The sequence below is a fragment of the Pseudomonas sp. GW531-T4 genome, assembly GCF_017349615.1.
GTDB lineage: Bacteria > Pseudomonadota > Gammaproteobacteria > Pseudomonadales > Pseudomonadaceae > Aquipseudomonas > Aquipseudomonas chlororaphis_I.
Genome location: NZ_JACMZT010000045.1, coordinates 24,883 through 51,614, shown reverse-complemented (window position 1 = coordinate 51,614; position 26,732 = coordinate 24,883). Strand labels below are relative to the sequence as shown.

Sequence of the window (26,732 nt, the reverse complement as noted above, 5' to 3'; positions counted from 1 at the left end):
CACCGGCAACCATTTCGGTTCGCGCCTGGTGTTCGACCGCGATGGCTACCTGTTCATCACCCTGGGGGAAAACAACGAGCGCCCGACTGCCCAGGACCTGGACAAGCTGCAAGGCAAGATCGTGCGCCTGTATCCGGATGGCCGGATCCCGCAGGACAACCCTTTCGTCGGCCAGCCGGGCGTGCGCCCGGAAATCTGGTCCTACGGCCACCGCAACCCCCAGGGCGCGGCGCTAAACCCCTGGAGCGGCACCTTGTGGGATAACGAGCATGGGCCCAAGGGCGGCGACGAAATCAACCTGATCGAGCGTGGCAAGAACTACGGCTGGCCCCTGGCAACCCACGGCATCAACTATTCCGGTGCGCCGATTCCCGAAGCCGAGGGCAAGACCGCCCCGGGCACCGTGGGGCCACGGCATGTCTGGGAGAAGTCCCCCGGCATCAGCGGCATGGCCTTCTACGACGGCGACCGCTTCAAGGCCTGGCAACACAACCTGTTTATCGGCGCCCTGGCTTCCCAGGAACTGATCCGCCTGCAATTCGATGGCGACAAGGTGGGCCACGAAGAGCGCCTGCTGGGTGAACTCAAGGAGCGCATCCGCGACGTGCGCCAGGGGCCGGACGGTTATCTGTATGTGCTGACCGACGAGGACAAGGGCACGCTGTACAAGGTTGGCCTGGAATAAACCAATCCCTTCTTCTGTAGGAGCGAAGCTTGCTCGCGAAAAAATCTTCAACGATAACGCGTGTTGGCAGGATGAATCGCCGCTTCGCGGCTATCGCGAGCAAGCTTCGCTCCTACAGAGGCACTGCGGTCGGGTAGAGGATCACCGCCGCCTGCAGCTTGCCGCTTCCGAAACGGCACATCTTGGCGAACTCGCCGTGGCTCACCGGCAGGTGCTGGCAATCCATCGGCTGACGGTGCTGGCTGTGGTCGACATCGGGATCGTGCAGGTAGACGAACTCCTCGTCGCAGTCGGTGACCATCACCCAATGCGGGGCCTTGGAGCGAGTCAGGCGGTAGCTGCTGATCAGCACCAGGGGCTGGCCGCCGTCGGCCAGCAGCCTTGGCAGGTCCAGCGGGCCGCCCAGCACCTGCAAGACGTCGCTGCTATCCAGCTCTGTGCAGAATTCCTCGTGCACCAGGCGCATGACGTCTTTTTTATGCTCGTCGCGCACCCCACCAAGAAACAGCGGCCCGCGGGTATTGACCTGCAGCCTGACCCTGAAGCCCCGGCGCCACGCGGCCAACGCCAGCCCCTGGGGGCTGCAGCCGCCATGCCCGGAGGTCATGAACACGGTGGTCGCCTCGCGCCACAGCTGCAGCTCTTCGCGCCGCTCCAGGGCCCGTCCGGGTTGCAGCGCGCCCATGGCCATCAGCAGGCAGGCCGGGCCGCAGGTGAAATCGGTGGTCTGCTGGTAATAGGGCACGCTGATATTGCGGGTCTCGCGATGCTGCAGGATGCGCTTTTCCAGGCGCAGGGCATCGGCGTGATCCTCGTAGTAGTCGTGCAGCACGGCGAAGCGCCGGTAGCCGCTGCGTTCGTACAGGGCGATAGCCGTCGGGTTGTCGGTGCGCACCTCCAGCCGCAGGTAGGCGCAGTCATGCTCCCGCGCGCAGGCCTCGATCCGCTCCAGCAGGCGCTTGCCCAGGCCCAGCCCGCGGGCCTCGACCGCGGTGGCGATGGAGTACAGGCGGGCCAGGGACGTACCGCGATGGAACAGCACCAGGGCGTAACCCAGTAGCTGCTCCGCCTGCTCGGCGACGATCAGGCGCGCATGGGCGCGGCTGATCATCCACTGGAAGCTGCGCGCGGTGAGGCGATCGGTGGTGAAACACTGCTGTTCCAGTTGCACTAATGCGGGCAAATCCTCAGGTGTGGCAATGCGAAAGACAAGATCCATATAACCGCCGTAAAAGTTGCGTAACGAAACGAGACTTTCAGAAAAGTTCGTGCTTAATAGAAAAGGTCTTGTTCTTAAGCGGATCAAACATTATGTCAGCGGTACAAGGTCATTGGCGTGGAGTATCCGAGCAAAGTCTGCCGGCGACAATAACGCCGGTTAATTATTTTTCAACGGTGAGTGAAACTTCCAGTCAGTTGGTGATTATTGTCGAGCGCAAGGAAGATTGGGCTTCCTACTTCCCCAGCGAAGACATCCTCAGCGCCCAGGAGTACCTGGAACAGACCCGCGAAACCCAGCCCGGCAAGCGGGTCCAGGTGATCAACCTGTGCCGCAGCTACAAGTACCTGGGCCACGGTTACTACTGTTCGCTGCTGGCCGAGGCGCGGGGGCACAAGGTGATTCCCTCGGTGCGCACCATCAGCGAACTGACCCGCAAGTCGCTCTACGGACTGGCCCTGGACGACCTGGATAAAACCCTGGAAAAGGCCCTGAGCAATCATCTTTACAGCGATACCGAAGGTTTTACCCTGACCCTCTACTTCGGCAAGACCCATATCGAACCGTTACAGGAGTTGGCCCGCCAGTTATTCGAAGTTTTCCCCTGTCCGATATTGCTGGTGGACTTCAAACGAACTAACGGCTGGCATATCGAAGGCGTGAAGTCCGGGGCCTTACATAAGTTGCGCGAAGACCAGGAAGATCAATTCGCCCATTCCCTGGACAGTTTCAGCCGCAAGATCTGGCGCGTGCCGCGCTCGAAAAGACTGGCCCGGTATGACCTGGCCATCCTGCATGACCCCCAGGAAGCCTTGCCGCCTTCCAACGCCCGGGCGCTGGAGAACTTTGTCCGGGTCGGCAAGGGCCTGGGCATCGACGTCGAGCTGATCGAGAAGAAGGATTACCCGCGGATCGCCGAGTACGACGCCTTGCTGATCCGCGAAACCACCAGCGTCGACAACCACACCTACCGCTTCGCCAAGAAGGCCGAAAGCGAGGGCCTGGTGGTGATGGATGACCCGACCTCGATCCTGCGCTGCACCAACAAGGTCTACCTGACCGATCTGTTGAAAAGCCATCAGTTAGGCATGCCCGCCACCGAGATTCTCTACAAGGAGCGACCGGAAGATTTCGAGCGGGTTGGCGAACGCCTGGGCTTCCCGCTGGTGCTGAAGATTCCCGACGGTTGTTTCTCCCGCGGGGTGATCAAGGTCGAGAGCCAGCAGGCGCTGCTGGAGGCCACCGCCGAACTGTTCGAGCATTCGGTGTTGCTGCTGGCCCAGGAGTTTTTCTACACCGAGTACGACTGGCGCATCGGCGTGCTCAACCGCAAGCCGATCTTCGCCTGCCAGTACTTCATGTCCAAGGGCCATTGGCAGATCTACAACCACAAGGCCAAGGGCCAGGACATCAACGGCGAATGCCGCACCCTGGCGATCCACGAGGCGCCGCGGGCGGTGGTGGAGCTGGCGGTGAAGACCGCCAACCTGATTGGCGACGGCCTGTACGGCGTGGACCTGAAACAGTCCGGCGACAAGGTGGTGGTGATCGAAGTCAACGACAACCCCAACCTGGACGCCGGCATCGAAGATGCCTACCTGCGCGACGATCTGTATTCCCTGGTGCTCGAGGAGTTCGTCCGCCGCCTGGAACTCAAGCGCCGCGGACAGGCCTGGTGAACGGCCGATGATCAAGAGCTATCAGCTGAGCCAGGGTCGCCTGCTGGCGGTGGAGCGCCTGGACGCCGAGGTGATGCTGTTCAGCAACCCCGACCCCGCCGAACGCGATGTGCTGCACACCGGCTTCAAGCTCGACGAACACGCCCTGGCCTCGGCCCTGGACCCGGACGAGGTGTCGCGCATCGAGTTCCACCCGGACAACCTGTTCCTGATCTGGAAGCGCCCGGAGAACTACTCCGGCGGCGGCAGCCTGTCGTTCGAGGTGTCGTCCTGCGGCCTGCTGTTTTCCCCGCAGCGCCTGCTGCTGATTGCCCATGACGACAGCCAGCTCAGCGGCCTGGGCGCGCGCCAGGCCTTGAATAGCCCCCTGGATGTGCTGCTGGACCTGCTGTCCAACAACATCCATCACTACCTGGGGCACCTCAAGGTGATCAAGATGGTCGCCCGGGAGTTGCAGCAGCAGTTCAACGACTCGATGGAAAACCGCCACCTGATCCAGATGTTCAACCTCAGCGAAAGCCTGATCTATTACATCAACGCCATTCACAGCAACGGCGCGGTGCTGACCCGCCTGCGCAACCACGCCGAGAAGGAACATTTCAGCGCCGAGGCCATCGGCCTGATCGACGACCTGATCATCGAGAACAACCAGTGCTACAAACAGGCGGAGATCTATTCGACGGTGTTTTCCGGGCTGATCGATGCGCGCGGCAACCTGATGAACAACAACATGAACAGCCTGCTGCGCAAACTGACCCTGATCAACGTGGTGTTCCTGCCGCTGAACCTGATCGCCAGCATTGGCGGCATGTCCGAATTCAGCATGATGACCGCCGGCACCCCCTGGTGGATTGCCTACCCCTTGTTCCTCGTGGCGATGCTGCTGGCGGCAGGGGGGATGGTGCTGGGGCTCAGGCGCCTGGCCGGCAGCGGCAAGTGCGCCTGAGCGTTCAGGCCGGTTGCAGGGTCAGCACTTCATAGCCGTCGCGGGTCACCGCCACCGTGTGTTCCCACTGCGCCGACAGGCGGTTGTCGCGGGTGACCACGGTCCAGCCGTCTTTCAGGCCGCGCACCCGGGCGCTGCCCTGGTTGATCATCGGCTCGATGGTGAACACCATGCCTTCGCGCAGCTCCAGGCCGGTGCCGGGGCGACCGAAATGCAGGATCTGCGGTTCTTCGTGCATCTGCCGGCCGATGCCGTGGCCGCAATATTCGCGCACCACGCTGTAGCCCTGGGTTTGCGCGTGTTTCTGGATGGCATGGCCGATATCGCCAAGGCGCGCGCCGGGGCGGACCAGCTTGATGCCTTGCCACATCGCCTCGAAGGTGGTGCTGACCAGGTGCTGGGCCTTGGGGCTGACGTTGCCGACCAGGTACATCTTGCTGGCGTCGGCGATAAAGCCGTTCTTTTCCAGGGTGATGTCGATGTTGATGATGTCGCCGTCCTTGAGGATGGCCTGCTCATGGGGCATGCCATGGCACACCACTTCGTTGATCGAGGTGTTGATCGAGTAGGGGTAGTTGTACTGGCCCTTGCTCGCCGGGCGGGCGCCCAGGTCGTGGCGGATGAAGCGCTCCACCGCGGTGTCCAGCTCCATGGTGGAAAGGCCGGGCGCGACCAGGTCGTCGAGAAAGGTGAACACCGTCGCCAGCAGGCGCCCGGACTCACGCATCAGGGCCAGTTGTTGCGGGGTCTTGATCAGGGGCTGGGTCATTCGCTGCGCCCCCGGATCAGGTCGCTCTTGTTCAGCAGCAGCTTGTTGATCAGGTCGTTGTAGGCCAGGTGCGGATTGAGCTCGGCCAAGAGGCCGATCTTGATCCAGAACTCGGCCTGGGCGTTGATGGAGCGATCCATGGCGTCGCTGGCGACGCGGATCTGTTCATGCAGCTGATCTGAAATCTTGACGATGCCCACGGGGTTTCTGTCCTGGTAAATATACGAATCATATATGTTTCATATATTCATCGGCAAACGGCAATCTCTCGACCGGGCTCAAGCCTGCTGGCGGGCAGGGCGGGTGGTTCTCCGTTCACGAAAGCCGCGAACCACCAGATACAACAGCGGACCGATGGAGACGAACACTGCCGTCAGCAGCAGATAAGGCAGCACCGACAATGCGGACTGGCCACGAGAGCGGGCGTCCCGGTACATCCAGATGCCGGCCAGGGTCGCTAGCAAGTACAGGTCGATCACCACCTGCGCGGTGTCGGCGCGGGACATCAGCCCGAGGCCAAACTCGATCAGCGATTGTTCCGCCTGCAGCATCACCGCGAAGGTGTAGCCGGCAAAGGCGATCAGGGCAATCAACGGCAATCCGACAGACTTCATGGGTTCCTTCCTTGGTGGCTGAATGAGGGCTGAGAAGCGAGCCGCGAGAGTAGCGCAGGCAGCGGTCGTCTCAAAGAATTGGCCATTGACTTGCCAGCAGCGTGCCGGTTAATTTCCTGGCCATGACTTTTTCCGCATTGCGTTCCCAGCCAAGCATTATTACCGCCATTCCTGATTGGCGGGCCTGACACTGCACCCAACCCGCCCTAGAGGCGGGTTTTTTCTTTCTGTCTCCGGGGCCTTCAACACAGCCAGGAGAGCCGTATGAACCATCCCGCCGAGCCCGACACGCAACTGGACCTGCTTGAGCACTACGTGAAGAAGATTCTCGCGGCGCCGGTCTACGACCTGGCGGTGCGTACGCCGTTGCAGCCGGCGCCGGCCTTGTCGGCGGCGCTGGGCAACCAGGTGCTGCTCAAGCGCGAGGACCTGCAACCGACCTTTTCCTTCAAGATCCGCGGTGCCTACAACAAGCTGGTGCAGCTCAGTGACGAGCAGAAGCGTCGCGGAGTGATTACCGCATCCGCCGGCAATCACGCCCAGGGCGTGGCGTTGGCGGCGCGGGAACTGGGGATCAAGGCGACCATCGTCATGCCTTCCACCACGCCGCAACTGAAAGTGCAGGGCGTCAGCAGCCGTGGCGCCGAGGCGGTGCTGCACGGCGAGAGCTTTCCCTTTGCCCTGGCCCATGCCCTGCAACTGGCCGAGCACAGCGGCCAGACCTTCGTCTCGCCCTTTGACGACCCGGACGTGATCGCCGGGCAGGGCACGGTGGGCATGGAGATCCTGCGTCAGCACTCCGGACGCCTGGACGCGATCTTCGTCCCGGTGGGTGGTGGCGGACTGATCGCCGGCATCGCCGCCTACGTGAAATACCTGCGGCCCGAGGTGCGCATCGTCGGCGTCGAGTCCGAACACTCCAACTGTTTGCAGCAGGCGTTGCGGGCCGGGGAAAGGGTAGTGCTGCCCAGCGTCGGCACCTTCGCCGACGGGGTCGCCGTGGCGCAGGTCGGCGCCCATTGTTTCGAGCTGTGCCGAGTGCTGGTCGACGAGGTGATCACGGTCAGCAACGACGAACTCTGCTGCGCGATGAAGGACATCTACGACGACACCCGCTCCATCACCGAGCCCTCGGGGGCGCTGGCGGTGGCCGGGATCAAGCGGTACGTGGCCCGCAGCGGCGTACAGGGCGAAACCCTGGTGGCCATCGATTCCGGGGCCAATATCAACTTCGATCGCCTGGGGCATGTGGCCGAGCGCGCGGCTTTGGGCGCGGTTGCGCTGGTGTAAGAAGGAGCAGGGCCTCTGCAGCCGCTGGCGAAGCCTGCGCACGAGCGCGAAGCGCTCGCCAACCGAACCACTGCTGCACCGCGTTGCCTGGCCTGGCGGCTACTGCGTAGCCGATCGCAGCCTGCGGCAGCGGCTACATCACCTGCGATGCAGCCGCCGCGGTCTGGATTATTCCGCGCGGGCCTTCTCGACTTTATCGGAGGCGGACCACAGGCGGTAGCGCACTTCAATGTCCTTGGGGGCGTAGATCACGATCGGCAGCTTGCTGTTGTAGCGCAGCACGAAGCCTTCGCCGACCACCGGCACGAACGCCTGCTTGCTGGTGCCTTCGGGACAGGCCATCAGGGTGCTCATCGGGCCGCTGACCTTGTCCAGGCGGTAGTAGGGATAACCCCAGCCATCCAGGTTTTTCTCTTCCAGGGTGCCGCCCAGGCGCTGACGGTTGCAGTCGACGGTCAGGGTCTTGCCGGCCAGCACCTCGACCTTGAAGTCTTCTTCCTTGGCCTGCTTGGGCAGATGGATCACCTGGCGCACAAAACCGTCTTCGGCCTTGGGGTAGGGCGCCACGTCTTCGAGTTTGGCCGCATGGCTCAGGGTGGAAATACCGCTCAACAGCACAGCGACGGCGGTGGAAACAGGAAAAAAGCGCATAAGGCCTCCTTGCAGGTTGATCGACGGCTCTCTCCATTTAGAGGGAGTCGCTTGCTTGAAACGCCGGGCAGTTTGACCGGGTAACGCCCGATCATGCAAACCGTGGCCCGCTTCGCCGCGGCAACTGACATGATGTATTCCTTCAATATCCAATGGTAAGTCAATGATTTATAAAGCATGACAACTGGCGGGAGGACGGTATGCATATGCTCCATCCTCTATCGGCGAGAGGCAGCTATCGGTTCCGCAGGAGGTCTTCCAGTCAGGCGAAAGTCCCAGGACTGAGGGTGAAAAAAAGCCTCACTGCTCAGAGCAAAATAGAATTTAGTAGAAGCGCAAATACGGCCTAGTCTAGGAATTGGCTTTCTCTTCCAGGGAGGTTTAGTCATGCCGTACGCCGTATTTCGGGGGTGGAATCCCGAGACGATATTCTTGCCATCATTGAATGGCCACTGCACCAACGGAGAGATCTGCCATGTTCTTATCTGCCTTGGAACTGCGCAATATCATTGAATGCAGCTTCCTGCCCAAACGCTGCGAGTGCACCCTGAGCCCCGACCTGCACATGACCGTAAAAGTCTATGGCGACCATGAAACCGACCGTGTGGACCTGGTGGTCACCGGTATCGATGCGGCGAGCCTCAACGGCTGCCGGGAAATCAACGACCTGATCGCCGAACTGCGCTACGACCTGGCCAATCATCCGGGAAGCCAGCCCATCACCCTGAAATCCAGGGCTCATTGATCGGCGGCTTTGCCAATGCCTGCGTTGCCTGCCTGGCCTGGATAGATCCCGGGCCAGGCGCAAACTCGACCCTCACCGCGAATAAAATCCCCGCCTGAATCTCACAGGGCTGCCTGCAACAACCTTGCATGCGGTAGAGCAGGGGCAGTCTTCAGTTCTGATAACTGCAGGCGTCCGACAGCTTGCGGTAGCTGATGGCCTCCAGCTTGCCCGCCTTGTCGATAAAGGTCATGTCCGCGGTGATCACCTTGCACTCCGGCGTCGCAGGCTCGGTCATCGACACCACCTTGGCCACATTCAGCGGCATGCCATAGTGATAAGGCACCGGCTGCACCTGGGCCGTGTCCGCCTGAGCCACACCCACGATCCCGACAAAAGCCAAGGCCCCGACCAGCAAAATACGCATGTTCATGAGAATTTCTCCGATAAGCCCGACACAAACCGTCATCGAGCGCGCCGCGGAGGGCGGCAGAGGATTCTGCGCTGCGCGGTCCCGTACAGTTTTCGGCTGGGGGATTAATCGAAGATTAAGTAGGGGGCTAATGATTTGTGGTGTGAAGGGAGATCGGTCAGGGGAAGGGGCTGTGGGCAGAAATGTTTACCCGTTGTTCAATCCCAGTGTGAGGCTTGAAGGCAAGGGAAGCCCCCTGCCTTTCAGATCATTTCTACTATTTCAGTTAACCAGTTCCATGGAGGGAGCTTGGTAACTCTGGTCAATTTCCACTCCTGCAGTTCTTGCCTTGGACTCGGCTTCCGATCTAAGCAGTAAAAGAGCTTTCAAGTGCTCGGGAAATAGCTTCCTCCAGTTAGGGCGCTCTTCCTCTTCGAAGCTGTTTTGCCAAAAGGTATTCAGTGAGGTGAATTCGATTTTTATTAAATAGGACCCGGTCTCTGTCGAGGCAACCGCCGAGTTTCGCAAGACCTTGATGTGAGCCAGGTAGTCGCCACTGTACAAGTACCAGTCATAGAACATGCCTGATGCTGCCCACTGCTCAAGACTCATTTTTCTGTCTGGATCAAAGAGCGGATGGCCCAAAGGACTTCGCCCGAATACCGATTTTTTCCAGTCGAATTTATCCAGTTCGGAACCTGGGATTCGTGGGTCCGAAGGGAAGTAGTATTTATGCCATCCCGCCGCCTTCAGTTTGTCTACGAGGCCGTAGATCAGCGTCCGATTTTCTTCGTGTGTGCTGTTATCCGGCAAGCCACGGAGCGTAACTTCAACCTCCTCGATGTTCTTGGAAACAGCATCGTCGGCCACAACACCAAGGGATACGACCTGATTCAACTCGAGGGCACTCTCTGGCTGAGTGATGTTCAGGCTCAATAGATCCCGGTCATCCCTGCTTTTATTGATCTCGTACCAGCATATATTGGTGGTAGCCAAGCAGTCGGAGCTGAACTTGACAGGGCTTTGTTTAAGTAGGTCTTCAATAGGTGATCCTAGTTGAATATTTATGCTCTTGGTTTCTTTTTTAATCTTGTACGTGCCTTCATTTGTAAAGCCATCACAGCCAACGAGCAATACAAGGGACAGTAACCAGAGTGTTTTCATTCCTTGCTCCTCTGACTGGCAAGCGTAACGATCCCATTAACCGGTCCATGGAGGGCGATACCGTGATAAAGCCTCTCATTTCTCTAGAGCTTTGATTCGAGGGTCTTGGTAGTTTTCATCCACCTCAATACCTGCTGTGCGTACCTTTTCTTCTCGTTCTTGCCGCATTTCAGCATATTTTTTCAAACGTGCAGGGAGTAACTCTCTCCAGTTACGTCGCTCATTTTTTTCTTCAAATCCGGAAAGCCAGTAGAATTCCTCAGTTTTGAAATTCAAGGTGATTAGGTAAGTTCCGCGTTCACCAGGTGTATCTTTGGAGTTTTTTCGCCAGGCGCGAAGATTTAAATGAACTCCATCCTTGAAAAAATACCAATTATAGAAGGAGCCGACTTTAAGCCAGGAGTCCATGTCCATTTCATAGTCCGGATCCAGCCAGGGATGGCTGCTTACATAAAATCCAAGTACATCATCTGGGCTGTTTATCTTTTTTGCCTGTGAACCACTTACTCTAGGGTCAGATGGAAAGAAGTAGTGCTGCCATCCCACAGCTTTTATAGAGTTTGTCAGCGCATAGATAAAATCTCTTTGATCCTTGTGGAGGCTGTTGTCTGGAAGGCCGCGCAAGGTCAACTTGAGGTTGCTCAGATTTTTGCCAAACTCTTTGCTGACAGCAGTTGTGATATCTGAAACCTGATTGATATTTAATATTTTATTATCAAGGCTGATATCTACTGAAGGAAGGTTACTGCTGCTGGAAGGATTCTGGACTTTATACCAGCACATATCCACTGTATCCATGCAGTCTTTAGAGAACTCGACCGGACTTTTTTGTAGTAGGCTTTGTGCAGATCCGTTGAGGTCTATGTGGATGAGTTGGCTTTTTGCATATGTGTTCTCGCTTTTATTACAGCCGGCCAGAAAGGTAATAATGATAAGGTAGGACAGTCTTCTCATGTTTTGTTTTTCCAGAAAGCGATACTTGATATCTGCATCTCCATGTAGGGTTTTCAATTTTGATCGATGCGCCATATTTTTTGTTAGCGACTTCTTGCGCTTATTGACAAATGACTCTACCTCGCTTTCGCTATGCTGAAGTGCTTCATGTTTTGCGTGAACACTTTCAGTATCGCCGTCCAACCATGCTTGCGCGATTCTGAGTCGCCAGCCTGCGCGGAGACTCTTGGATGAGGAATTGCTGAAGTAGCCTTGTATTTGTATAGAGCAAGCTCTCTTTCTTTGGCGGTTTGCTGCTCTCTGCAAAAAACTGTGCATGAGCTTGACTGAGAACCATCCGCAAGATAACGGCAATGTAGTAAGGGATTCTCATAAGAGTTACTGGCTTAGCCTGTCAGGGAAAAAAGATAGAGGTGGGTGGCTAGCCTTCCACTTTTTGGATGTTTCTATTGCTTCCTCTATTTGTTGTGAGGTCATTTTTTTTGCAATTAGAGGGAGCTTGTATTCAACATTTTCTTGCATTCCACCACCCCCGTCCAACTCCTTTAAAAGATAGATGAGGGCATACCCTTTTATAGGTTCGAAAGGAAAGCCGTAAGTATCGGGTTCATGGGCAAGATCCGAGCCGTAACCATATACTGTTGGGGCATAACCAGTTAAAGCTGCTTTTTCATTCCACTGACGAAAGCCTTCTGTGTCACCTTTTTCAAACAATATGGCCGCATATTCCATCATCGCTTTTGGGTAGCCACCCTCGGCGGATGCCTTAAACCACTTCTCAACTACTTCGGCACGGTTCCATGGCAAAAGAAAACCTTCACCCTGCTTGTACAGTATTCCCATCCAGTACTGGGCAATCGCATGACCGTTAGTGGCGGATTTTTCAAGCCAAGTGTTGTCCAGTGTCAGCTCGTACATTACATACATCGCTTCTGCATCTTTTGCAGAAGTTCGAGGTTCGGCAAGTTCTTTAGCTTTATTTAACCAATCAATTGGACTCTTCTGGTCAATAGGACAGTCCTTTGCCATTTTGCAGAGGTCATCCTTATCCCGGCCAAGTTGAATCATCGCGTATAAATTGCCTTGAGATGCGGCCGCCTCATACCACTTTTTTGCCTCAGAATTCATAAAGTGGTTCTTTTTTCTGAGTGCCTCTGCCAAGAAGTATTGCGACTCATCGTCTCCTGCCTCGGCTGCAACAGTCAAAAAAGGAGCAGCCGAAGTGGCTTTGAACTGATTGTATAGAATCAAGCCTTGCTCTTTAGCGGTCTGCTGCTCCGGCGAAAGCCCCGCGTTCACTTGACTGGAGAGCAACAAGAAAATAGCCGTCACTATGGAAGATATTTTCAAAAAGTGATCTCCGGTCAAAGTAGAAAGCGATGAGGTTGTTAGTGGTGAATGTCAATACCCAAGTTTGTCTGGGAAATACGAAATGGGCGGGTGAGAGGATTTCCATTTCATTGCAAACTCTTTTGCTTCTTCGATTTGGCTGGGCGTCATTTTTGCAGCAATTTCTGGAAGTACTTCTTCAAGGTAAGATTGAACGTTTCCGCCGCCACCATCCAAGTCAGATAGAAGAGAAGTTATTCCGTAGCCTTTTACAACATTATATGGAAAATCAAATCTTGACGGCGCATGAGCCAAATATGCCCCATAGCTGCTTACACCGTCTTCCAGGCCTGCCTCGGCAGATTTTTTAATCCATTTCCGTACATCAGATAAGTCGCCGCCGTTTTCATATAAAAAAACTGCGTACTCCATCATGGCTTTGGGGTAACCATTTTCGGCAGACTTTCTTAACCATTCACCTACAATGTTATCTCGCTTCCAAGGCAGAAAGAAGCCTTCACCTTGCCGAATGCCAATTGCCATCCAGTATTGAGCAATAGCATGATCATGCTCTGCGGATTTTTCCAACCAATCTTTATTTGATGTTACTTCATACATAATGAACATGGCTTCGGCATCGCCTTGCTCTGCTTTTGGTTTGGCCATGTCTTGAGCGTGTTTTAACCATCCTGATGGGGTTCTTTTCCCATCAGGGCAGTTTTTTAACGTTGCACACAGATCTTTTTTACTGCGCCCTAGCCGAATCATGGAGTAAAAATCGCCTTGCTCCGCAGATTTTTCATACCATGATTGTGCTTCTGCTGTAATAAACTGGCTAGCAAGGCGTAATTCTTCAGCCAGATAAAATTGGGCTTCTGAGTCTCCTGCTTCCGCCGCTATTCGTAAATATCTTTCAGCAGGCTTATATTGGTTAAACAAGCTTATGCCATGTTTTTTTGCGTCTGCTTGCTCTTGGTTTATTTGAGCTGAAACAGTACTGGAAATAAAAAATAATATTAGGGCGGCTATGGTGTTTGATTTGAGTAGCATATGGCTTCCATTTACTCGCTAGAGCCAACGTAGTCTGCTTGGCCGTGAGGTAGATAGGTGCGTCCGTAATATGTTTTTCGTGTGCAAAGTCCATCCAGGTTGGCGCCAAGCAAACTAACATGTTTCTTGTAGCGCTCTCTCATGCGATCATTTCGTACGTTGTATAGATTTTGCACGCCTTCGGACATAAAATTATCCATTTTCAGGCGGTTTTCACAATAATTCTGTTTCGGATTATCATCTTTAGTGCCGAATCTACTCATGCGCATACATGCATCTTCAAACTGTTTCTGGGCTGTAGAAATAGTTCCTTGTTGCTTGGCCCTTTCTACTATCCAACCTAAGATTCGCTCAATTGCCTGTTGTTGTAATAGATGTGCCTGAGATTTGTTGTAAGTGTGTTTGTCTTCCCTGGACTCAGCTTTTGAGTCAGATGCAACATCGATAATGTCGAAGCTTTCTGCTGCTGAAAGCAGCGTCATCAGCATCGGCCCTAAAGCGCTAGGAGTAGCATTTAGAACCCACATCTCAAGCTCAGCCTGATCACGGTAGGTCATTATGGTATGAGCGATTGGTCCGCCTCGTCCTCCTCCTGTCAAGGACTCATATAGAGACATCGCTATATCCCACCCCATCATATAAATCATCGCCACATTCATCCCGGCGGTGCCTATAAAGTTGAGCCTGTCGATAAAGGTTTCAGCTTCTTGAGAAACAAATACCAGTCGGTGGCCTTGGTTCTTATGCATCTCACGACGTATCAGGTTGATCAGTTCTGTTACCCCGTCGTACCCCACCTCAAACTCAAACTCCCCACCGCCACCGGCACCTACTATCAGCGATGCTTTGAGCCTCATGATAAAGCGGCCTTCGTGCAGCGAAATCGTTACGTCTGCGTTAGCGCCAGCGCCCAGCGAGCCGGTGAATCCCGCTGTGAGCCTTGCGAGACTGAACCATTGGCTTGCCTTATTGGCATTGTCTTTACCGGCCATGCCGGGAGTCGGTGCAGTACGCAGTAATACAACTTGCTGTGGGGGGGCCCAGTTCAAGGCACCTGTCAGCAGAACTCCTGCCTGGACTCCGGCAAACAGGCTGAATTCGGCCTTGGCGCCGTCTTCGACTTTCAAGGCACTGGTGGGATTGTCCTGCATGGCGCTGCGTTGTGTGACCGCTATTGCTCGTTTCGCTTCTGGTCGTTCGGCATTTTCAATGGCTTGCAGGTTCATGCCGCCTCGAACATTACCCGCGCCCAGTTCGATGCTTGATGACAGAAGCAACGACGCGCCGGCATAGCCCCATGCCCTGGCGCCCAGATGCAAGGAAAAACGACCGAGATTGAGTGTCTGAGGCTGGTCCTGATAGTCCTGATAATTGAGTACGAACTCTTTTGCCCGACTGCGTTCCGGGAGGTCGACTTTTAGAAGTTCAACTTCACCACGCGCCAAATCAATGCCGAAGCTGGCTTCGGCAGAGGCCTTGAAACCATCGGCCAGCGTGAACTCGGGGCCTTCAAGCTTTAGCTCTTTGTGAATCATCGACTGTGCAGGAGAGAGGCACCTGATGAGCTGCGCCTGAGGGCTTTTATCGAAGAGCCTCAATTGACTGCGAACCTCACCCTTGAACAACAACTGGCGCAGCCGCAAACCCCATTCCTGCCTGACGGAGGCATCTTCAAGCGTACTGACCTTGTAGTTCTTGCTTTGCAGGTAACTATAGAAGAGCTCGACATCAAACCAGCCTTGGGCGTCAAACCAGTTATTTTCCTGGTCCTTGATCGCGATGGCGCCTTGTAGACGCAGCCATTCGTGGAATGAATTGTCGGTTGTGTCTTCAGTGGACTTTTCGCTGCTGTTACCAGGCACTTTCACCAGATCTTCTTCGAGATCGGCTCCTATTTTGCTCAAGTCCTCTTTCACTACTTTTCTGATGCCTTCAAGGTTCAACAGGCTAAAGTGCTTCAAGGGCTTGTTCACGGCGCTCAGCAAACTGACTTCCCGCAATGGGAATCCTGCCTTTACTCGACGTTCTTCCGGTTTCGGTTCGAATTGTTCCGGCTCCCACAACAGGTGGCGGAGCGGGGTGGTTTTGGCCACGGCGGCTTCCGCTGTAGCACGCAAGGCAATTCTCGATTGCTGGAGGCGTTCCCATTCAGCCTTTTCGGCATCGATCAAACCAGAGGGGGCGGGAATGTTCTGACCGCTAGCGTCAATCCAGGCTTTGTATTTGCTGCGGATCCGCTCACTGACGTCATTTTGCTGCTGTTCCGTCTCCAGATAGGACTTGAATTGCTCTATGCCCGCTTCAATGGCGCCATTTTCCGGAATCAACGCGAATTCAGGCAGAGCCAACCCGTAGTCCGCGACTTTCAGGATTGCGTCGATATAAGCGCTGAACTTCTTCTCCAGCCTCTTGCGTTCCTCAGCTTGCAATTCCAGATAACGGCACATTTGTGCCTTGCCGTCGCTCGCGCAGTTGGTGGCATCCAAATAGAACTTTTTATTTTTCGCCAGATCGTCCGCACTGAGCGTGGTCAGTTCGTCGTCGTCAATCAGCTCTTTGCGAGCCTTCAGATAAGTTTGAACACGTTTGCGCGCTTCAAGTGCTTCTGGGGTGAACAAGTTGCCGTTTTCGTAGATGTAGCCCTCTTTTTCAGCCTGTGCCACAGCGATTTTCTTGAGCTTTTTCCACTCATGATGCAGATGCTGAAGATGCATGCCTTCTTTGTGGGCTTCGAGAAACTGATCCTGTTGAGTGCTGGCCAGCTCGCGACTGAGGTAGGAGTCGGGTTGTTCTTTCGCCCCCTGAGCCTTGGCAGCGTACTCGGCTTCTCTTTTTGCCGCTTTGATGCGCATCGCCATGGTGGGTTGGTCGATGTAAGGCTCCTGTTTCTCTATCTCCAGCATGCGGCTGCGCTGCTCGCCTTCGAGGAAGTTGGCCAGTTTGGGCTCCAGGAAATACTCCAGCAGCCCAAGCTTGTTCATGGCTTTCTGCCGCTCTTCGGGAGACTTTCCAGCTGAAAGATGATCCTCGAGTTCCTTCATTGCCTCCTTGATCGAAGTCGCCGCACGATCAGGAAGCAGGTAAAACATTTGCTCTTTGGTTGCGTAAATCACTTCCCCGAAAGTGGTTGAGCAAGGTGTTTTGACCTTTTCGAAGGAAGTTTCGCAACTCTTCGGCAGTTTAGGTTGCGGGTCCAGCTGTTTTGGCGGTTTGGCCACAGTCGTCTGAGCTGCCGGTTTGGGAGCGGCTTTCGATGCAACAGAGGTATCAGATTCCATAAATGCTTCCATTCGTGCGGGGCGCGGTGAGGTTCATCAGGCGTCGCTGGCGAGTTGCTGCAGCTGTTCAACCTTGATGAACGACTCTTCCTTGGATTGCAGGACGGTCATGGCTTGTGGCCGGGTTTTAAACGGTGGCCCATTGACCACCGGGGCCAGCTTGAGCAAATGCCGGCCTTCATAAATCTGGTGTTCCAGCAGCACGTCGAGGTTCTCGGTGATGTCTGGCAGGCGTTCATCCTCGGGTTCGCCGAAGGCGGCGTATTGCTCGTCGACCCAGTACACCCAGCCCAGGCGTGCCTGGACCCTGGCAGTGTCGGCGGGGAGGTTGAAGGCAGGGCCATCGGCGCTCCAGGGTTGCTGGGTGTCGGTGCTCCAGGCCAGCCAGGGGCCGTTCTGTGGGCCGAAATTGCGCGGGGCAGGGCTGTAGACGTTCTGCCAGGGGCCGAACAGCTGATTCGTGGCGTCGCCGGCGGTGTAGACCAGGGCGGCCCACAGGCTGGCCTTGTGATAGCTCAGCAGGCTCTGGCCGCCGGAGCCGTCATTGGCCTTCAGCAGCCAGCGGGCGTGGGCCAGGGCCTGGGCGGGATCCTCGGCGCTGAGGGCGATGCCGGTGCCGTTCTCTGCGCACAGGCGCGCGGCTTCGGCGGCCAGGCGGCTGCCCCAGGGGGCGACCAGCCACAGCGGGCCTTCGCTGGCCAGTTCGGCCAAGTCGGTATTGCCGAACAGCGGCTGGGTGTTCATCGGCTCGCCGATACGATACAGAATCGACATGGCCTCGGGCTGGCGGCCGCGATCGATGATGAAGTACAGGCTCTGGCTGGAGCCCTCGCGGGGCAGTTGCTCGAAGGTATAACGCGGTGCGGCCAGCAGGGTGTTCATGGCGTTTACATGCATGTGCAATCCTTACGGCTGCAGGCGCCGTTGCTCTGTTTTCCGCACAGCGGGGTGATGCCCGACTCGTTGAGGCGGCTGGGCAGCGGGACCTTGCCGGCCTTGTCGTTATCGGCGAGTTTCAAGGGGCCCGGCAACAGCGGCGCCGCCGGTGTACCCACCCCCGGCGCGCCACCGGAGTTGACCTTCACATTCGCCCCGCTGATGGTCACGCCACCGGCATCGAGCTTCACGAAACTGCCACCGGCCTTGGCGGTGAGTTCGGCGCCGGCTTCCAGGACCACGATGTTGCCGGTCTTGTAGTGGATTTCCTGGCCAGCTTCGACGAATTGCGCGGTGCCGATGTTGGCGTGCTGGGTGACGGCCACGGTGAGGTGGTCGTTGGCGCGGATTTCGCTCTTGCGGTCGAGGTGGGTGATGCGGTGTTCTTCGGCCTTGAGCTCGGTGAGGGTGTTGGCTTCGACTGTGTCGTGGCGTTCATTGCCGACGCGGATCCGCTGGTCGTGCTCGACGTTTTCGTCCCAGTCGCGCTGGGCGTGCAGGTAGATCTGCTCGGCGCCTTTCTTGTCTTCGATGCGCAGTTCGTTATAGCCCTTGCCACCGGGCGAGCTGAGGGTCTTGAAGGTGCTGCGGGTCTTGTTCGCCGGCAGGTCGTAGGGGACCACGTTCTCCTTGTGGTACAGGCAGCCGGTGACCAGGGGCTGGTCGGGGTCGCCTTCGAGGAAGGTCACCAACACTTCCATGCCGATCCGCGGGATGGCGATGCCGCCGTAGGCCTTGCCGGCCCAGCCGCTGGCGACGCGGACCCAGCAGGAGGTGTTGTCGTCGGCCAGGCCATCGCGGTCCCAGTGGAACTGCACCTTGATCCGCCCGTACTGGTCGCAATGGATTTCTTCGCCCTTGGGCCCGGTGACCACGGCGGTCTGGCTGCCCAGGGACTTGGGTTTCGGGTGTTCCAGCGGCGGGCGGTAGTGGGCGTCCCAGGGCGTGGCGAGGAAGCGGTTGCGGTAGCCCTGGTGGAAGTCGTCCTTGTGGCTGGTGACATCGCTGGTGATGTTCTCGCCCAGCACCTGCGGCTGCTTGCCCTCATGGATCACTTCCAGCAGCAGCCACAGGTCGTTCCATTCGCTGCGCGGGTGTTCGGCCAGGGTCAGGAAGTGGCCGCTGACCAGGCTCGGCTCGTCGCCTTTGCCTTCGGCCAGCTGGTAGTCGCTGCGGTGGCGTTCCAGGGCGCGGGTCGCCAGTTGCTTGCCGCGGGCCTGCTGGGTGAACAGGCCGGGGTAGTCGTAGTCTTCCAGGTCCGGCATGGCCCCGGACTTGGCCGCGCCTTCGGGCAGCAGCCGTGGTTTCTCGAAGTCGTAGTCGCGGCGGCTGACGCGGCTGGTGCGGGTTTCCAGGCGCAGGTTGAAGCGCTTGATCACCGGCTGCTCGGCGGCCATGCCCGAGTCCTGCTGGTAGTTCACCGCCGCCAGCTTGCGGAACACCGTCTGGTCGTCGCCGAACACCAGCTTGTGGCCGCCGGCACTGTGCTGGAAGTGGAAGTGAATGCCTTCTTCTTCACACAGGCGCTGGATGAAGTGCAGGTCGGACTCGTCGTACTGGGTGCAGTAGACCCGCTCCGGGTAGGTGGCGCCGAGCTGGAAACTGTAGGCGTCGGCCAGGATGCCGCGGGCCTCGAGGACCTGGGCGATGATCTTCGGCACGCTCAGATGCTGGTAGATCTTCTGGTTGAAGTTGTGGCGCAGGTAGTTGAGCTGCGGGGTCAGGCTGATGCTGTAGCGGGTCAGCTTGCGCCCGGAGTCGCCCTGGGCGATGCGGTACACCAGGCCATGGATCAGGCCCTTGCCCGTGCTGCCAAAGGTCAGGCGGGCCGGCTTGTGCAGCAGTTCTTCGAGCTTGAGGTCGGGACGCGCACTGACCAGTTCGATATCGAAGCAGAAGGGCTGATTGAGGGCTTCGCGGCCGACGAAACTGAGGACCTGAAGGTCGACCGAGGCGCCTTCGATCGTCAGGGAAATATGGGTAGCGTTAGCATCCAGCATGCCGTGAAATCCATCCATTGAATAAGCAGGGGGCGGATGGTGCAGGAATAAGCCAGTCGATTCAAGCGGGGGCGGCCGCCGCCATCCGCCCCCCTGGAACATTCAGAAATGTCCGCGCCAACTATCCCTTAGGCCTGACAACCGATCCGGCTAACGCCCTACGGGGATCAGCGCAACTGGCTGTAGGCGATATGCCGATGGCCCCTCAGGGTTTCCCGTAGCAACCGGTCCAGGGACTGCCCCTCGGGCAGGTAATCGTCACCGAAATCACCGTCGGCCAGCAGGGTCGGATGGACCACCACTTCCAGCGCACCAGCTGGCTGGAAGCCTTGCAGCAGGTCCCGCGGGGTGCAGACGAAGTCCACCGTGGCGCCGCTCAAACGGACGATGCGCCGGTTCAGGGCGTTCTTGAACAGACGCTTGGCCAGGCCGATATTGCCCCCGACATTACGCGCCAGACGCACCGGCACGCCCTGTTGCGCGGCGAAGCGGGCGACGATCGGGGCGATCGGCCACAGGTTGTGCACGTGCTGATGGGAGTCGATATGGCTCGGGCGCAGGCCCTGGTCGACGCAGCGCTGCCATTGCGCCTGGAGTTCGTCGCGGACCGCGGCCACAGTGCTGGCTGGCAAGTGCAGCACCGAGCGCGGCAGCCTGAGGTCGAACTCGCCGCTGCTGTTGCAGAACCGCCGCTGGCTGCGGATCGGCACGCTCAGGGGCTCGCCGTAGGTCAGGTTGAAATGCAGGCCGATGCGTCCTTGCAGACTGTTCTCGCGGGCCAGCCGGCAGGCGTCCTCGAAGGCCGGCATATTGGCCATCAGGGTCGCTGAGCTGATCACCCCACGCTCGAAGGCGCGCAGGGTCAGCTGGTTGTACTCGGGGTCGAGGCCGAAGTCGTCGGCATTGACGATCACCGCCGGCAGGTTCGCCGCGGTCGTTGTGCTGTTCAAACGGCTGTTCAAAGTAGCGCTCAAGGTCGGCTCTCTTTCTGTGGGCGGGCGGCACGGCGTTCACGCCAGTTTTTGACATGGGGTTTGAGGGCTTGCCAGAAGCGATCGGCGAGGCCCAGCAGCAGGCCGCCGGGGCGGCGCGAATAGAAGCTCCAGCGCTGGTGCTCGACCTGGCCGCTCATGCGTTCGTGCAATTGATGGCTGGAACGGCTGAGGCTGACCCGCGAGGCATCGACCCACTGCCAGCCTTCGTCGAGGCCCCAGCGGATCCACTCGTCGAGCAGCAGCCGGCCGCTGCCGAGGCTGGCGTAGTCCGGCAGGAAGGCGATGTTGTAGTCGTACAGCCGCCCGCGTTCCAGCAGCCCCAGGCGATAACTGATGCAGCGGCCCTGGTGCTCGAGCAGCACCACGCGCACGCAGCCGTCGGCGGCCAGCCCACGCAGGGCGCTGCGCATCCACTGCTGGCGTTGGGTGCCGGAGAAGATCCCCAGGCCATCCGCGCCTTTCCAGCTGGCCTGTTCCACGGCGCCGATAAAGTCCAGCAGCGCGTCGATGCCCTCGCCATCGGGGCTGACGCGGATCACCCGGGCGTCGATTTCGGCGCAGCGTTTTTTCGCCCGGCGCAGCTCGTAGCGCAGGTTCTTGTCCCGGGCTTCCTGGCGGTCGGCCTCGACGATCAGGTGTTCCGGCGCCCGGCAACTGATCGCGCAGGCGCTGTACCAGCTGTGCTCGCGCCAGCTCGCCAGGGTGGGTTCGGCCGCCAGCAGTTCGCTCAATTGCAGCAGGGCATGGGGCAACTCGCGGCGGATTTCCTCCAGTGCCCGGGGCATGGCCGGCAGCGCGTCCTCGGCCACCAGCGGCGCCAGGCGGTCGCTGAGGGGGAAGCCCAGGTGGCGCACCACCTGCAACGGCAGGCCGGCCTTGCGCTCGCGGCCATGCAGCAACGGCAGGCACAGCACCAGCCGTTCCCCGTGCCAGCCCAGCAGCACCCGCAGGCGTTGCCCGGCGCCCAGCGCTTGCTCGGCGCCGCGCAGCCAGGCCAGGCGATTGAAGGGCGTGGCCAGTTCGACCGCGTTGCGCAGTTGCTCGAAGGCGGCGGCGGGAAAGTCATCGTCCAGCAGGCTGGAGCGCCAGGCGAAGCGGATCGTCACAGCGGCTCCCTACCGGCGTCGGTCGAGGTGCCTGCTTGTGCTGTCGGCCGCGACTTGCGCAGGTGCAGCAGGCGGGGCTGGTGATAGGGCACGCGCCGATGGAAATGCAGGCAACGCAACAGGCAATAGACGTGGATCGATTCGCCGACCTCAGTGAAACCCATGCGCATGTGCATCTTCAGCGCCGCCTCGTTGCGCACGTTGACCACCGCCCGGGTGGCCTTGAAGCCGCGTTCGCGGTAGTGCTCCCAGATCAGTTTCTGCGCCAGCACCACCACCCCGGTACCGCGGTAAGGCAGGGCGCACTCGCCGGCGAACTGATAGATGCAGCCCGGCGGGATGCGGATCCAGCAGCGGTACAGCTGATCGTCGTAGTAGTCGCGCTCGTTGATCCAGATCATCAGCATCACGTTGCCGTCGGCGTCGAGGTGGGCGTAGCCGCGACAGCCCTTGTCCAGCAGGCCGCGGATCGCCGGCAACTGTGCGGAAAAGTATTTCTCGAAGGCCGGCAGCAGCGCGCGGTCGATTGGCACCTGGGGCCAGCGCCGCGTGGTGACCGGGCAGGGCACCGGCAGCGCCAGGGAGCGTTCGACGCTGAGCAGTTCCCAGTGGTAATAGAAGTAGCGCTCGCGCAGGACCCGCAGGCTGTCGCGCAGGCCCTTGCGGCGGATTTTTTCCAGCAATGCGCTCAATCGGCTCATAAGGCTTTCCAGGTCAGGGCAAACAGGGTTTCGCCGGGCAGCTCGAAGTGCACCCGGCCATCGCGGCATTCAACGGCCGCGTCGCGAGGCTGGTCGTCGGGGCCGAGCAGGCTCAGCTTGAGCGGCGCGGCCTGGCACAGGTCGCCGGGGCCGTCGAGGCTCACCGCCTGCACCCGCGACGCCTTGTTCACCCCCAGCAGGCTGTGGCGGCCGGCCTCGCTCATGGCCAGGGCATCGACCTCGAAGGCCGGGTTGTCCAGGGCTTGCACATGGGCCAGCCAGTGCCGGGCAATGAACTGCTGGGCCACGGCCACCGGCTTGAGGCTGAACTGGTTGGCGCTGCGTTGCGCGAGCATGCCCTTGGGGTAGTCCGGCTCGTCGGCGGCCTGGAACCAGTTGAGCATGTCCAGCAGGCCGTCCGCCGAGGCGTTGATCACCACCGAGGCCCACCACAGGCCGGCGTAATGGGTGTCCTGCTGATAGGGGCTCAGATCGCGGCCGCTGGAGATATTGGTCTGGCTCAGCAGCAGGGCCTTGCGCGGCCGGCCCGCGGCATCCAGGCCCACCAGCTCGGCGGCGGCGCGCACGCTGTCGCGGTAGCGGCGGGTGGCGAGCAGGTCGCGGACCATCCATTCGTGCCAGGCCAGGGCGTCGATGTCCTGACCGTGCCGCTCCAGCAGCTTGCGCGCCCAGTCGATGCCGCGGCGTTGCCCGGCGCCGACCCGGAACGGCCCGTCGAGCAGCCGCGAACTGGCCGGCATGGCGATCCGCACCCCGGCCGCGCGGGCCTCGGGGTTGGCCTTGGTCCGGGCCAGCATCTGCTCGAAGTACAGGGCGTAGCTGCTGTAGTCCGGGTAGTTGAGGTTGGGCTCGTCGGCGAAAGCCAGGTAATGCAGGCCGTTGCCGGCCAGGCGCACGCTGTCGGCCAGCCAGGCGTCGAGGCCGGCGAAACTCTGGGCGTCCGCCGCGAGCACGGCGCGGCGCCCGGTGCCGGCCAGCAGGGTGATGTCGCGGTCGATCCCGAAGCGCTCGCGGTACAGCCGGCGAAAGCCGATTTCCCGCTCGGGCTCCTGCTCGATCACATCGACGAAGCTGTAGAAGTTGGCCGCGCGGGCGCCAATCGCCTGCAACAGGCCGAAGGTGGACTGCGGCGGCTGGGCATAGGGCAGGGCGATGCCCAGGCGCGGCGTGGTCCCGAGGATCTGGGCTTTCAGCTGCAGGTGGGCCTCGCCCCGGGGCTGGTCCAGCGGGTGCAGTTGCTGGACCTCCTGGGCAAACAGATTGGCCGTGCCGTCCAGCCAGAACGCCGCCTTGCCGGAGCCGCCCAGGGCCAGGCGCCAGACTTCGTCCTGTTCGGCCGGCGGCAGCGCCACCTGGTCGAATTGCCCGTAGGCCGGGTGTTCTTTCAGCTCCAGGCGGACCTTGGCGCCATCGCTCAGGCGGCTGGCCTGCAAGACGCTGACGCCGCCGTAATATTTGCCGGCCAGTATCGCCTGCTCGCCGGCCGCCACCCGGAAGTACAGCTCGGCGCCGCTGTGCACTTCGGCGCTGAAATGCACCTTGGTCGGTTCGAATTGCGCCGCGGTGCTGCCGCGGTGGCTGACGGTGAACCCGCGAAAGCTGTAGCCGGGAATCTGCAGGCGGTAGTCGCCCGTGGCTGCTGGCAGCTCGATGTCCTGTTCGCCATAGGCCTGGTCGGCGCGGATCTCCAGTTGCTTGAACAACTGGCCGTCGGGCTGCAGCAGGTACAACTGCTCGCGATTGGCGTCGCTCTGCCAGGCTGGGCTCCAGCCGATCTTCAGCCGGTCCGGCTGGGCGGCGCGCAGGTACAGGCTGCCGTCGCGGATGCTCGACCACTGCATGGATCCGGCCTGGGCGCCCGGGGCCAGGCTCAGCAGGGCCAGGAGCGTATAGAGGCCGGCTTTCAACATGCCGCCTCCCGAGGGCGCAACAGCGCGCGCAGCTGCATCAGGTCTTCGGGCAGCAGGAGCAGGGTGCGGTACCAGGCCACGCCGCTCAGGCGGCAGTACATCACCAGCATCGCCAGGCTCACCGTCAGATAGGCCAGGGACGAGGCCAGGCCGGCGCCGACTATGCCCAGGGTCGGGATCAGCACGGCGTTGAGCAGCAGGTTGAGCAGCGCGCCGCCGCCCAGCAGCCACGACAGCGCGCCGGGGCGCTGCTTGCCCAGCAGGTCCAGGCGCAGGATGCTCGCGTAGCACAGGCCGAACAGCCCCGGCAGCAACGCCAGCAGGGCCGGATAGGCCGGGCCGTAGGCCTCGCCGAACAGGCTGACGATCAGCCAGTGGCCGACCAGCGCCATGCCCAGGCAGGCGCCAAGCATCACCGTGGCAGTGATGCGCAGGGCCAGCGGGGTCAGGCGTTCGATGCCTTCGCCCTGTTGCAGCAGGCGCTTCATCAGCGGCGTGGTCACCGCCTCGGGAATGATCAGCAGCAGTTCCGCGGCGGCGCTGGCCATGGCGTACAGGCCCAGCGCGACCGGGTCGAGCAGGGCGCCGATAAACAGGTAGTCGCAGCGCAGCATCAATTGCTGCGAGAGCACGCCGGGGTGGCTCTGGGCGCTGTAGCGCAGCAGCTTGCCTTGCTCGCCCGGCTGCCAGCGCAGCCGCAACCGGTGATAACGCCCCAGCCAGTACCAGCCCGCCAGCACCACCAACAGCGTGCCGCCGAGCCAGCCGGCCAGCGCCGCCGACAGGGCCTGGTCGCGCCACAGCCACCAGAGCACGACAAACAATAGCAGCGGCACCAGGGATTCCAGCAGGCGCAGGCCATTGAACGCGCCGACCCGACCGTCAGCGTTGTGCAGGGTCAGCAGGCCGCTCTTGAGCACGGTCAGCGGCACCGCCAGCAGCAATAGCCAGGCGAAGGGGCCGAGCTGGGTGGTGATCGACCAGTCCTGGCCCAGGCTGTTCATCAGCAGCAGGCCGATCACCGTCAGGGTTCCGGCCAGCAGGCAGCCGTAGACCAGGATCTGCGTCAGCAGCAGGCCCATCGGTCGCTGGCGCGCCGCTTCATAACCCACCGCGGTGTTCAGGCCGCCGCTGGTGAGGGCGGCGATCAGGTCGGGCAGGGCGCTGAGCAGGGCGAACAGGCCGCGATCCGCCGGGCCCAGCAGGCGCGCCAGCAGCACGTTGCGCAACAGGCGAATGGCGATCATCGCCAGCCGCGTGCCCATGCTCAGCAGCAGGTGCCAGACATAGCCGTTGCGCTTCATGCCCGCGCCCCTTTCAACAGGCGCCAGGCCAGCAGTGACGGACGGCGGGCGCTGGCCTGGCTGACGTCGATGCGCGGCAGGGCCAGGGGTTCGTTGCGCGAGGGTTCGATCAGCCCCGGGGCGGTGCCCAGGGCATAGCGGTAGCCGAGGTCGGCGACGGCCTGGCGCACGCTCGGGTCATGGTCGCCATTGGGGTAGCAATAGATCGGCAGCGGCGCGGCGCAATGGTGCTGCACGCAAGCATGGGAGCGTGCCAGGTCGTCCTTCAGGGCCGCGTTGTCGAATTGGGTGAGGATGCCGTGGCTGGCCCCATGGGGGCCGAAGCGCACCAACCCGGAACGTTCCAGGCGCTTGACCTGGCTCCAGTCCAGGCTGTGGGGCGCGGCGTCCCGCGGGCAACTGTCGGCCAGCAATTGCAGGCTGTCCGGGGCCAGGGTTTTCAGGCGTTGCAGCAACAGCCCGAGGCCACGGCTGCGGGCCTCGTCGGCGCCGGGTTGCCTGAGGCTGGCCGGCAGCACCACGCCCAGTACCCGCAGTTGCTCCTGCAATTGCCGGCCGGCGATGCTCTCGGGTTGACGCCACAGGGTCTCGCCGATGGCTTCCCACCAGAACGCCTTGCCGGTGCCGATAAAGTCGGTGGACAGGAAGATGCTCGCCGGCACTTCATGACGTTCCAGCAGTGGATAGGCCTGCTCGGCGTTGTCGCGCCAGCCGTCGTCGAAGGTCAGGGCCAGCCGTGGGCGATCGCCGCCGGGGTACAGCAGCAGGTGCTCCAGCGGCACGCAGTCGAAATGCCGGCGCAGCCAGCGCAGCAGGTGCTCGAAACTGTTGCGGCCGACACACAGCGGCCCGCGATGGGGCAGGTTGGCTGCGTGTTCGTCCGCCAGCACCCGGTGCAGCATCAGCACTACACCGGCTTCGCTCAGGCGCGTGCGCCCGAAGCTATTGAGGTAGGCGCTGCCGGCCAGGCGCTTGAAGTGTTGTCTGAGTGTCAT

The 26,732-nt window shown here is 59.9% G+C and carries 23 protein-coding genes and 1 pseudogene; 5 read left to right on the top strand and 19 right to left on the bottom strand.

The window, feature by feature from the left end; all coding sequences use genetic code 11:
• Window positions 1-685, top strand: a 685-nt coding sequence (locus J4D28_RS26125; protein WP_207246478.1) for a PQQ-dependent sugar dehydrogenase, incomplete at its 5' end; no start/stop codon positions are given.
• Between the two features lie 112 nt (window positions 686-797).
• Here the strand turns inward: J4D28_RS26125 and J4D28_RS26120 are convergent.
• On the bottom strand, window positions 798-1,904 hold the full coding sequence (locus tag J4D28_RS26120; protein ID WP_041984002.1) for a GNAT family N-acetyltransferase/peptidase C39 family protein: 1,107 nt from the start codon (window positions 1,902-1,904) through the stop codon (window positions 798-800).
• A gap of 92 nt (window positions 1,905-1,996) precedes the next feature.
• Here J4D28_RS26120 and J4D28_RS26115 point away from each other — a divergent pair, with 92 nt between their 5' ends.
• Complete coding sequence (locus tag J4D28_RS26115; protein ID WP_016701747.1) at window positions 1,997-3,583, top strand: RimK family protein; 1,587 nt, start codon at window positions 1,997-1,999, stop codon at window positions 3,581-3,583.
• A 7-nt stretch (window positions 3,584-3,590) separates the two neighbouring features.
• Window positions 3,591-4,529, top strand: a complete 939-nt coding sequence (locus J4D28_RS26110; protein WP_103331210.1) for a magnesium transporter CorA family protein — start codon at window positions 3,591-3,593, stop codon at window positions 4,527-4,529.
• A gap of 4 nt (window positions 4,530-4,533) precedes the next feature.
• Here J4D28_RS26110 and map read toward each other — a convergent pair whose 3' ends face one another.
• The 3 genes from map to J4D28_RS26095 form a co-directional block, all read right to left on the bottom strand.
• Window positions 4,534-5,298 carry a type I methionyl aminopeptidase gene (gene map / locus J4D28_RS26105; protein ID WP_103331211.1) on the bottom strand — a complete coding sequence of 255 codons (765 nt, stop codon included), beginning with the start codon at window positions 5,296-5,298 and terminating at the stop codon, window positions 4,534-4,536.
• Window positions 5,295-5,498 (bottom strand): ParD-like family protein, encoded by a 204-nt coding sequence (locus J4D28_RS26100; protein WP_009048910.1) that lies wholly within the window; start codon window positions 5,496-5,498, stop codon window positions 5,295-5,297. Before J4D28_RS26100 ends, map begins: the two co-directional genes overlap by 4 nt.
• Window positions 5,499-5,576: 78 nt before the next feature.
• A complete protein-coding gene (locus J4D28_RS26095) occupies window positions 5,577-5,912 on the bottom strand; it encodes a hypothetical protein (RefSeq protein WP_016701749.1) in 336 nt (111 codons plus the stop codon).
• 264 nt (window positions 5,913-6,176) lie between these two features.
• Between J4D28_RS26095 and ilvA the strand changes: the two are divergent.
• Window positions 6,177-7,184, top strand: a pseudogene (gene ilvA, locus J4D28_RS26090) (threonine ammonia-lyase, biosynthetic); the annotation flags it as partial.
• A gap of 186 nt (window positions 7,185-7,370) precedes the next feature.
• On the opposite strand, the gene eco reads toward ilvA, so the two are convergent.
• Window positions 7,371-7,853 (bottom strand): serine protease inhibitor ecotin, encoded by a 483-nt coding sequence (eco, locus tag J4D28_RS26085; RefSeq protein ID WP_009048913.1) that lies wholly within the window; start codon window positions 7,851-7,853, stop codon window positions 7,371-7,373.
• Window positions 7,854-8,328: 475 nt separating this feature from the next.
• Here eco and J4D28_RS26080 point away from each other — a divergent pair, with 475 nt between their 5' ends.
• Complete coding sequence (locus J4D28_RS26080; RefSeq protein ID WP_009048914.1) at window positions 8,329-8,598, top strand: DUF1652 domain-containing protein; 270 nt, start codon at window positions 8,329-8,331, stop codon at window positions 8,596-8,598.
• A gap of 151 nt (window positions 8,599-8,749) precedes the next feature.
• Here the strand turns inward: J4D28_RS26080 and J4D28_RS26075 are convergent, their stop codons facing one another.
• From J4D28_RS26075 to J4D28_RS26010, 14 genes are all read right to left on the bottom strand, one after another.
• Complete coding sequence (locus J4D28_RS26075; protein ID WP_009048915.1) at window positions 8,750-9,010, bottom strand: DUF2790 domain-containing protein; 261 nt, start codon at window positions 9,008-9,010, stop codon at window positions 8,750-8,752.
• A 261-nt stretch (window positions 9,011-9,271) separates the two neighbouring features.
• A complete protein-coding gene (locus J4D28_RS26070) occupies window positions 9,272-10,153 on the bottom strand; it encodes a hypothetical protein (protein ID WP_009048916.1) in 882 nt (293 codons plus the stop codon).
• A 75-nt stretch (window positions 10,154-10,228) separates the two neighbouring features.
• Window positions 10,229-11,425 carry a hypothetical protein gene (locus J4D28_RS26065; RefSeq protein ID WP_009048917.1) on the bottom strand — a complete coding sequence of 399 codons (1,197 nt, stop codon included), beginning with the start codon at window positions 11,423-11,425 and terminating at the stop codon, window positions 10,229-10,231.
• Window positions 11,426-11,485: 60 nt separating this feature from the next.
• On the bottom strand, window positions 11,486-12,457 hold the full coding sequence (locus J4D28_RS26060; RefSeq protein ID WP_103331212.1) for a tetratricopeptide repeat protein: 972 nt from the start codon (window positions 12,455-12,457) through the stop codon (window positions 11,486-11,488).
• 51 nt (window positions 12,458-12,508) lie between these two features.
• On the bottom strand, window positions 12,509-13,486 hold the full coding sequence (locus tag J4D28_RS26055; protein WP_080684227.1) for a tetratricopeptide repeat protein: 978 nt from the start codon (window positions 13,484-13,486) through the stop codon (window positions 12,509-12,511).
• Window positions 13,487-13,497: 11 nt separating this feature from the next.
• Entirely contained in the window at window positions 13,498-16,764 is a 3,267-nt protein-coding gene (locus tag J4D28_RS26050; RefSeq protein ID WP_009048920.1) for a hypothetical protein, read from the bottom strand.
• 36 nt (window positions 16,765-16,800) lie between these two features.
• A complete protein-coding gene (locus J4D28_RS26045; RefSeq protein ID WP_103331214.1) occupies window positions 16,801-17,661 on the bottom strand; it encodes a DUF4123 domain-containing protein in 861 nt (286 codons plus the stop codon).
• Entirely contained in the window at window positions 17,652-19,700 is a 2,049-nt protein-coding gene (locus tag J4D28_RS26040; RefSeq protein ID WP_103331215.1) for a type VI secretion system tip protein VgrG, read from the bottom strand. Before J4D28_RS26040 ends, J4D28_RS26045 begins: the two co-directional genes overlap by 10 nt.
• Before the next feature lie 167 nt (window positions 19,701-19,867).
• Entirely contained in the window at window positions 19,868-20,650 is a 783-nt protein-coding gene (locus J4D28_RS26035) for a ChbG/HpnK family deacetylase (RefSeq protein WP_103331244.1), read from the bottom strand.
• A 20-nt stretch (window positions 20,651-20,670) separates the two neighbouring features.
• Complete coding sequence (locus tag J4D28_RS26030) at window positions 20,671-21,801, bottom strand: GNAT family N-acetyltransferase (protein ID WP_103331216.1); 1,131 nt, start codon at window positions 21,799-21,801, stop codon at window positions 20,671-20,673.
• Window positions 21,798-22,502, bottom strand: a complete 705-nt coding sequence (locus tag J4D28_RS26025; RefSeq protein ID WP_028683898.1) for a GNAT family N-acetyltransferase — start codon at window positions 22,500-22,502, stop codon at window positions 21,798-21,800. The genes J4D28_RS26030 and J4D28_RS26025 overlap by 4 nt, the downstream gene beginning before the upstream one ends.
• Window positions 22,499-24,433 carry a hypothetical protein gene (locus tag J4D28_RS26020; RefSeq protein WP_103331217.1) on the bottom strand — a complete coding sequence of 645 codons (1,935 nt, stop codon included), beginning with the start codon at window positions 24,431-24,433 and terminating at the stop codon, window positions 22,499-22,501. Before J4D28_RS26020 ends, J4D28_RS26025 begins: the two co-directional genes overlap by 4 nt.
• Window positions 24,427-25,737: a lipopolysaccharide biosynthesis protein gene (locus J4D28_RS26015; protein ID WP_103331218.1), complete on the bottom strand. Its 1,311-nt coding sequence runs from the start codon at window positions 25,735-25,737 to the stop codon at window positions 24,427-24,429. The genes J4D28_RS26020 and J4D28_RS26015 overlap by 7 nt, the downstream gene beginning before the upstream one ends.
• Entirely contained in the window at window positions 25,734-26,732 is a 999-nt protein-coding gene (locus tag J4D28_RS26010) for a polysaccharide deacetylase family protein (protein ID WP_103331219.1), read from the bottom strand. Before J4D28_RS26010 ends, J4D28_RS26015 begins: the two co-directional genes overlap by 4 nt.

Excerpts from the sequence above, each read along its gene's own strand:
- J4D28_RS26015 (WP_103331218.1), bottom strand. The coding sequence starts at position 25,737 with ATGAAGCGCAACGGCTATGTCTGGCACCTGCTGCTGAGCATGGGCACG.
- J4D28_RS26040 (WP_103331215.1), bottom strand. The coding sequence starts at position 19,700 with ATGCTGGATGCTAACGCTACCCATATTTCCCTGACGATCGAAGGCGCC.
- J4D28_RS26110 (WP_103331210.1), top strand. The coding sequence starts at position 3,591 with ATGATCAAGAGCTATCAGCTGAGCCAGGGTCGCCTGCTGGCGGTGGAG.
- J4D28_RS26065 (WP_009048917.1), bottom strand. The coding sequence starts at position 11,425 with ATGCACAGTTTTTTGCAGAGAGCAGCAAACCGCCAAAGAAAGAGAGCT.
- J4D28_RS26095 (WP_016701749.1), bottom strand. The coding sequence starts at position 5,912 with ATGAAGTCTGTCGGATTGCCGTTGATTGCCCTGATCGCCTTTGCCGGC.
- map (WP_103331211.1), bottom strand. The coding sequence starts at position 5,298 with ATGACCCAGCCCCTGATCAAGACCCCGCAACAACTGGCCCTGATGCGT.
- J4D28_RS26025 (WP_028683898.1), bottom strand. The coding sequence starts at position 22,502 with ATGAGCCGATTGAGCGCATTGCTGGAAAAAATCCGCCGCAAGGGCCTG.
- J4D28_RS26010 (WP_103331219.1), bottom strand. The coding sequence starts at position 26,732 with ATGACACTCAGACAACACTTCAAGCGCCTGGCCGGCAGCGCCTACCTC.
- J4D28_RS26045 (WP_103331214.1), bottom strand. The coding sequence starts at position 17,661 with ATGCATGTAAACGCCATGAACACCCTGCTGGCCGCACCGCGTTATACC.
- J4D28_RS26075 (WP_009048915.1), bottom strand. The coding sequence starts at position 9,010 with ATGAACATGCGTATTTTGCTGGTCGGGGCCTTGGCTTTTGTCGGGATC.
- J4D28_RS26120 (WP_041984002.1), bottom strand. The coding sequence starts at position 1,904 with ATGGATCTTGTCTTTCGCATTGCCACACCTGAGGATTTGCCCGCATTA.
- eco (WP_009048913.1), bottom strand. The coding sequence starts at position 7,853 with ATGCGCTTTTTTCCTGTTTCCACCGCCGTCGCTGTGCTGTTGAGCGGT.
- J4D28_RS26055 (WP_080684227.1), bottom strand. The coding sequence starts at position 13,486 with ATGCTACTCAAATCAAACACCATAGCCGCCCTAATATTATTTTTTATT.
- J4D28_RS26115 (WP_016701747.1), top strand. The coding sequence starts at position 1,997 with ATGTCAGCGGTACAAGGTCATTGGCGTGGAGTATCCGAGCAAAGTCTG.
- J4D28_RS26070 (WP_009048916.1), bottom strand. The coding sequence starts at position 10,153 with ATGAAAACACTCTGGTTACTGTCCCTTGTATTGCTCGTTGGCTGTGAT.
- J4D28_RS26020 (WP_103331217.1), bottom strand. The coding sequence starts at position 24,433 with ATGTTGAAAGCCGGCCTCTATACGCTCCTGGCCCTGCTGAGCCTGGCC.
- J4D28_RS26050 (WP_009048920.1), bottom strand. The coding sequence starts at position 16,764 with ATGGAATCTGATACCTCTGTTGCATCGAAAGCCGCTCCCAAACCGGCA.
- J4D28_RS26080 (WP_009048914.1), top strand. The coding sequence starts at position 8,329 with ATGTTCTTATCTGCCTTGGAACTGCGCAATATCATTGAATGCAGCTTC.